Annotated in this window: 9 protein-coding genes; all 9 read left to right on the forward strand. The window is 51.0% G+C overall.

Going from position 1 to position 6349, the window contains the following annotated elements:
- Positions 1-47: 47 nt before the first annotated feature.
- On the forward strand, positions 48-878 hold the full coding sequence (fkpA, locus tag ACPUC8_RS22210; protein WP_039336338.1) for an FKBP-type peptidyl-prolyl cis-trans isomerase: 831 nt from the start codon (positions 48-50) through the stop codon (positions 876-878).
- Between the two features lie 170 nt (positions 879-1048).
- A complete protein-coding gene (locus tag ACPUC8_RS22215; RefSeq protein WP_039336339.1) occupies positions 1049-1771 on the forward strand; it encodes a helix-turn-helix transcriptional regulator in 723 nt (240 codons plus the stop codon).
- Entirely contained in the window at positions 1771-2157 is a 387-nt protein-coding gene (gene tusD, locus ACPUC8_RS22220; protein ID WP_058969705.1) for a sulfurtransferase complex subunit TusD, read from the forward strand. The genes ACPUC8_RS22215 and tusD overlap by 1 nt, the downstream gene beginning before the upstream one ends.
- Positions 2157-2516 carry a sulfurtransferase complex subunit TusC gene (gene tusC / locus ACPUC8_RS22225; RefSeq protein ID WP_494927363.1) on the forward strand — a complete coding sequence of 120 codons (360 nt, stop codon included), beginning with the start codon at positions 2157-2159 and terminating at the stop codon, positions 2514-2516. Before tusD ends, tusC begins: the two co-directional genes overlap by 1 nt.
- Before the next feature lie 9 nt (positions 2517-2525).
- A complete protein-coding gene (gene tusB, locus ACPUC8_RS22230; RefSeq protein WP_039336347.1) occupies positions 2526-2813 on the forward strand; it encodes a sulfurtransferase complex subunit TusB in 288 nt (95 codons plus the stop codon).
- 126 nt (positions 2814-2939) lie between these two features.
- On the forward strand, positions 2940-3314 hold the full coding sequence (gene rpsL, locus ACPUC8_RS22235) for a 30S ribosomal protein S12 (protein WP_006120575.1): 375 nt from the start codon (positions 2940-2942) through the stop codon (positions 3312-3314).
- Positions 3315-3410: 96 nt separating this feature from the next.
- Positions 3411-3881, forward strand: coding sequence for a 30S ribosomal protein S7 (gene rpsG, locus ACPUC8_RS22240; protein WP_007886246.1), 471 nt, complete (start codon positions 3411-3413; stop codon positions 3879-3881).
- A gap of 93 nt (positions 3882-3974) precedes the next feature.
- Positions 3975-6089 carry an elongation factor G gene (gene fusA / locus ACPUC8_RS22245; RefSeq protein WP_039336352.1) on the forward strand — a complete coding sequence of 705 codons (2115 nt, stop codon included), beginning with the start codon at positions 3975-3977 and terminating at the stop codon, positions 6087-6089.
- Between the two features lie 69 nt (positions 6090-6158).
- Positions 6159-6349, forward strand: a 191-nt coding sequence (locus tag ACPUC8_RS22250) for a GTP-binding protein (RefSeq protein WP_494927364.1), incomplete at its 3' end; no start/stop codon positions are given.

The following is a 6349-nucleotide window of genomic DNA, read 5'->3' on the forward strand; positions in this document are numbered from 1 at the left end:
GTCCGCAATGATTCCCGAGGTTTAGATGCTTCGGTTTTGGAGAAAGGATGAAATCACTGTTTAAAGTCACATTGTTAGCTACCACCATGGCCGTCGCGCTGAATGCACCGCTGGCAATGGCAGCAGAAACCACCGCAGCTCCGGCTGACGCAGCGCAGGCTGCGCCACAGGCACCTAAGAACGCTGCCTTCAAAAACGAAGACCAGCAGTCAGCCTATGCGTTGGGCGCCTCTTTGGGTCGCTACATGGACAATTCTCTGAAGGAACAAGAGAAACTGGGCATCAAACTGGACAAAGATCAGCTGATCGCAGGTGTTCAGGATGCATTCGGTGGCAAGAGCAAGCTGTCTGATCAAGAGATCGAGCAGACGCTGCAAGCCTTCGAAGGCCGCGTGAAAGGCGCAGCACAGGCGAAGATGGAAAAAGACGCGAAGGAGAACTCTGATAAGGGTGCCGCTTACGCTGACAAATTCGCCAAAGAAAAAGGCGTGAAGAAAACTGAATCAGGTTTGCTGTACCAGGTAGAGAAAGAAGGTACTGGCGACGCACCAAAAGACAGCGATACGGTTGTCGTGAACTACAAAGGTACGCTGATTGACGGTACCGAGTTCGATAACTCTTACACCCGTGGCGAGCCACTGTCGTTCCGTCTGGATGGTGTGATCCCAGGCTGGACCGAAGGTCTGAAGCACGTGAAGAAAGGCGGTAAGATCAAGCTGGTGATCCCACCAAACCTGGCTTACGGTAAAAATGGCGTTCCGGGCATTCCGGCTAACTCCACCCTGGTGTTTGATGTTGAACTGCTTGATATCAAACCCGCGCCTAAGGCGGATGAGAAAGCTCAGGCACCAGCCGAAGCTGACAAGAAAGCGCAGTAATCTGCCATTTCTTATGCCGCCGCCTCCGGGCGGCGGTTTCATTTCTACTGAATTATTTAGGTGGCTAATAACCACGACATTTGCCAGACTAGCAGCTGCATAATAATCACCATATGAGTCTGCCCCAATGCTGTCGAGACAGGCTCCAGCCATTTAGGGTAATGTCTTCGATGTCTAATCCATTCAATCCCGGTGAACTGACTGACTTCGATTTACTGGAGCAACGTCCGTTCGAGCAAGCCGACTACGATATTCTCAAATCTTACGAAGCGGTGGTCGATGGTCTGGCGATGCTGATCGGTTCGCACTGCGAAATCGTGCTGCACTCACTGGAAGATTTGAAATGCTCGGCAGTGCGTATTGCCAACGGCGAACATACCGGCCGTAAAGTGGGTTCACCGATTACCGATTTGGCACTGCGAATGCTGCACGATATGCACGGTGCAGACAGTAATGTTTCTCGTGCTTATTTCACGCGCGCGAAAAGTGGCGTGCTGATGAAATCGGTGACTATCGCCATTCGCAATCGCCAGCAGCGTGTCATCGGTTTGCTGTGCATCAACATGAACCTTGACGTGCCGTTCTCCCAAATCATGTCGACATTTATGCCGCCAGAAATGCAGCAGGTCGATTCAAACGTCAACTTCGCCAGTTCCGTCGAAGACCTGGTGATGCAAACGCTGGAATTCACCATTGAAGAGGTGAGTGCTGACCGTAATGTGTCGAACAACGCGAAGAATCGTCAGATTGTGCTCAACCTGTATGAGAAAGGTATCTTCGATATTAAAGACGCGATTAATCAGGTGGCTGACCGCCTGAATATCTCTAAACACACGGTTTATCTCTATATCCGCCAGTTTAAAAACGGTGATTTTCAGGGGCAGGATCGCTAATGCGCTACATCTTGCTGGTCACCGGCCCGGCGTACGGTACGCAGCATGCCAGCAGCGCGCTGCTGTTTGCGCGTGCGCTGATCGGGGCGGGACATCAGCTGGAAAGCGTCTTCTTTTATCGTGAGGGCGTGTTGAATGCCAATCAGCTGACGGCACCCGCCAGCGATGAAATCGATATGGTGCGGGAATGGCAGCATCTGCATGACCAAAGCGGCGTGGCGTTGAATATTTGCGTGGCGGCGGCATTGCGTCGTGGCGTGACCGATGCGCAGGAAGCCGCGCGATTACAACTCTCTGGCAGCAATCTGCAAGCGGGTTTTGAACTCAGTGGATTGGGTGCGTTAGCGGAAGCCGCGCTCAGTTGCGATCGGCTGGTGCAATTCTGATGAATCGTGTGGCTTTTCTGTTTACTCAGGCTCCGCACGGCAGCAGTGCCGGCAGGGAAGGGCTGGATGCAGTGTTGGCGACAGGGGCGTTTAGTGAAGATATTGCGCTGTTCTTTGTGGGTGATGGCGTGCTGCAACTTAACCCGCACCAGCAGCCGGAAAAGATTCTGGCGCGCAACTACATTGCTACCTTTGGTGTGCTGGAGCTTTACGACATCGACCAGTGTTTTGTCTGCGAGGAGTCACTGCTGGCACGTGGGCAGCGTGTGACGGCCAACCGCGTGTTGACGGCGGAGGTGCTGAATGCAGCCGCTCTGCGCCAGAAACTCGCGACTTATCACCGTATCATCCGCTTCTGAGAAACGATCATGCTTTACACGCTGTTGCAATCCCCTTGGCAATGCGATCTCGATAGCCTTCTGCTGCTGTTGCAAGAGGGGGATGATGTATTGCTATTACAGGATGGCGTCACCGCCGCGCTCGAGGGCAGCCAGATGTTCCTCAAGCTGTCGTCTTCGCCTGCAACGCTGTGGGTTTTAGAAGAAGATGTGCTGGCACGTGGTCTTGTTGGCCAAATTTCGACCAATATCCAGCCTCTGGACTATACTGGGTTCGTTGCCTTGACGATAAAGCACCAACAACAAGTGGCCTGGTAACAGCGAAAACCTGGTTATTTCTTGACACCCTTTTGACACAGTCCTAGAATTCTGCCTCCTCGTAGAAATACGAGGCGATTTATTACGTGTTTACGAAGCAAAAAGCTAAATCCCAGGAGCTATTTAATGGCAACAGTTAACCAGCTGGTTCGCAAACCACGCGTACGCAAAGTTGCAAAGAGCAACGTGCCTGCGCTGGAAGCTTGCCCGCAGAAACGTGGTGTTTGTACTCGTGTGTACACCACTACCCCTAAAAAACCAAACTCAGCACTGCGTAAAGTTTGCCGTGTGCGTTTGACTAACGGTTTTGAAGTTACCTCCTACATCGGCGGTGAAGGTCATAACCTGCAGGAGCACTCAGTGATCCTGATCCGTGGCGGTCGTGTTAAAGACTTGCCAGGTGTGCGTTACCACACCGTTCGTGGCGCGCTGGACTGCTCAGGTGTTAAAGACCGTAAGCAGTCACGCTCCAAGTATGGCGTGAAGAAGCCAAAGGCTTAATGGTTCTCCGTTAAGTAAGGCCAAACGTTTTAACTTTAATGTCAAAATAAACTCGTAGAGTTTTGGACAATCCTGAATTAACAACGGAGTATTTCCATGCCACGTCGTCGCGTCATTGGTCAGCGTAAAATTCTGCCGGATCCTAAGTTCGGATCAGAGCTGCTGGCTAAATTTGTAAACATCCTGATGGTAGATGGTAAAAAATCTACTGCTGAATCTATCGTCTATACCGCACTTGATACCCTGGCTCAACGTGCTGGTAAAGATGGTCTGGAAGCTTTCGAAGTTGCACTCGAAAACGTACGTCCGACTGTAGAAGTTAAGTCACGTCGCGTTGGTGGTTCAACCTACCAGGTTCCAGTTGAAGTCCGTCCGGTTCGTCGTAATGCTCTGGCAATGCGTTGGATCGTAGAAGCTGCTCGTAAACGCGGTGATAAATCTATGGCTCTCCGCCTGGCGAACGAACTTTCTGATGCTGCAGAGAACAAAGGTACTGCAGTTAAGAAACGTGAAGACGTTCACCGCATGGCAGAAGCCAACAAGGCGTTCGCACACTACCGCTGGTAACAGCTGCGTAGTTGTTATTAACCCAGCGGGCGTCCCAGTGACTCACCTGCTGGGCTTTTTTAACTTAGAACGTCTCAGAATCAGAGGAATCAAATGGCTCGTAAAACACCCATTGAGCGCTACCGTAACATTGGTATCAGTGCGCACATCGACGCCGGTAAGACTACTACTACCGAACGTGTTCTGTTCTACACCGGTGTAAACCACAAAATCGGTGAAGTACATGACGGCGCAGCAACCATGGACTGGATGGAGCAGGAGCAGGAGCGTGGTATTACCATTACCTCTGCTGCGACTACCTGTTACTGGTCTGGTATGGCTAAGCAGTTCGAACCACACCACGTAAACATCATCGACACCCCGGGACACGTTGACTTCACCATCGAAGTTGAGCGTTCTATGCGTGTGCTTGATGGCGCGGTAATGGTTTACTGTGCAGTTGGTGGCGTTCAGCCACAGTCTGAAACCGTATGGCGCCAGGCTAACAAATATAAAGTTCCACGCATCGCGTTCGTTAACAAAATGGACCGTATGGGTGCTAACTTCCTGAAAGTTGTTGGTCAGATGAAAGATCGTCTGGGTGCAAACCCAGTACCACTTCAGCTGGCTATCGGCGCAGAAGAAGGTTTCACCGGTGTTGTTGACCTGGTGAAAATGAAAGCGATCAACTGGAACGAGGCCGATCAAGGCGTCACCTTCGTTTACGAAGATATTCCAGCGGATATGCAGGAACTGGCTGAAGAATGGCGTGCTAAGCTCGTTGAAGCTGCAGCTGAAGGTTCTGATGAGCTGATGGATAAATTCTTCGGCGGCGAAGAGCTGACTGAAGAAGAGATCAAAACCTCTCTGCGTAAGCGCGTTCTGAACAACGAAATCATCCTGGTAACCTGTGGTTCTGCGTTTAAGAACAAAGGTGTTCAGGCGATGCTGGATGCGGTTGTTGAATACCTGCCAGCACCAACTGACGTTACCGCGATTAACGGTATGCTGGACGACGGTAAAGACACGCCGGCTGAGCGTCACTCAGACGACAAAGAGCCGTTTGCTGCACTGGCGTTCAAAATCGCTACCGACCCGTTTGTTGGTAACCTGACCTTCTTCCGCGTTTACTCAGGTGTTGTTAACACGGGTGATACCGTTTATAACCCAGTTAAGTCAAACCGTGAGCGTCTGGGCCGTATCGTACAGATGCACGCTAACAAACGTGAAGAGATCAAAGAAGTTCGTGCGGGCGACATCGCAGCAGCGATCGGCCTGAAAGATGTGACCACTGGTGACACCCTGTGTGACCCAGACAACGTCATCATCCTTGAGCGCATGGAATTCCCTGAGCCAGTAATCTCAATCGCCGTTGAACCAAAAACCAAAGCTGACCAGGAAAAAATGGGTCTGGCTCTGGGCCGTCTGGCTAAAGAAGACCCATCATTCCGCGTATGGACTGATGAAGAATCTAACCAGACCATCATCGCCGGTATGGGTGAACTGCACCTCGACATCATCGTTGACCGTATGAAGCGTGAGTTCAACGTGGAAGCAAACGTGGGTAAACCACAGGTTGCTTACCGTGAAGCGATTCGCTCTAAAGTTACCGATATCGAAGGTAAACACGCCAAGCAGTCTGGTGGTCGTGGTCAGTACGGTCATGTTGTTATCGACATGTACCCTCTGGAGCCAGGTGTTAACCCGAAAGGTTACGAATTTGTCAACGATATCAAGGGCGGTGTGATTCCAACTGAATACATCCCTGCGGTTGATAAAGGCCTTCAGGAGCAGCTGAAATCAGGTCCACTGGCGGGTTATCCGGTAGTAGATCTGGGTGTTCGTCTGCACTTCGGTTCATACCATGATGTCGACTCCTCAGAGCTGGCGTTTAAACTGGCTGCTTCTTTAGCGTTCAAAGAAGGCTTCAAAAAAGCACAACCTGTGCTGCTTGAGCCAATCATGAAGGTTGAAGTTGAGACTCCGGAAGAGAACACCGGTGACGTTATCGGTGACCTTAGCCGTCGTCGTGGTATGCTCAAAGGACAGGAATCTAACGCTACTGGCGTTCAGATCCATGCTGAAGTTCCACTGTCTGAAATGTTCGGATATGCAACTCAGCTGCGTTCTCTGACCAAAGGCCGTGCTTCTTACTCCATGGAGTTCCTGAAGTACGATGATGCGCCGAACAACGTCGCTCAGGCCGTTATTGAAGCTCGTAGCAAATAAGCTACGGTTTAAAAATTGTGAACTGCTGCCTTCATGACTCATGAAGGCACAACGTAAGGAATTATCGCCATGGCGAAAGAGCAATTTCAGCGTAACAAACTGCACGTAAACGTCGGCACCATCGGTCACGTTGACCATGGTAAAACCACTCTGACTGCAGCAATCACCACCGTTCTGGCTAAAACCTACGGCGGTAAGGCAAGTAAATTCGACGAGATCGATAAAGCGCCTGAAGAGAAAGCACGTGGTATCACCATCAA

It is taken from the genome of Pantoea sp. CFCC18177 (genome assembly GCF_059412425.1).

Excerpts from the sequence above, each read along its gene's own strand:
- tusC (WP_494927363.1), top strand. The coding sequence starts at position 2,157 with ATGAATCGTGTGGCTTTTCTGTTTACTCAGGCTCCGCACGGCAGCAGT.
- tusD (WP_058969705.1), top strand. The coding sequence starts at position 1,771 with ATGCGCTACATCTTGCTGGTCACCGGCCCGGCGTACGGTACGCAGCAT.
- ACPUC8_RS22215 (WP_039336339.1), top strand. The coding sequence starts at position 1,049 with ATGTCTAATCCATTCAATCCCGGTGAACTGACTGACTTCGATTTACTG.
- rpsL (WP_006120575.1), top strand. The coding sequence starts at position 2,940 with ATGGCAACAGTTAACCAGCTGGTTCGCAAACCACGCGTACGCAAAGTT.
- fusA (WP_039336352.1), top strand. The coding sequence starts at position 3,975 with ATGGCTCGTAAAACACCCATTGAGCGCTACCGTAACATTGGTATCAGT.
- fkpA (WP_039336338.1), top strand. The coding sequence starts at position 48 with ATGAAATCACTGTTTAAAGTCACATTGTTAGCTACCACCATGGCCGTC.
- rpsG (WP_007886246.1), top strand. The coding sequence starts at position 3,411 with ATGCCACGTCGTCGCGTCATTGGTCAGCGTAAAATTCTGCCGGATCCT.
- tusB (WP_039336347.1), top strand. The coding sequence starts at position 2,526 with ATGCTTTACACGCTGTTGCAATCCCCTTGGCAATGCGATCTCGATAGC.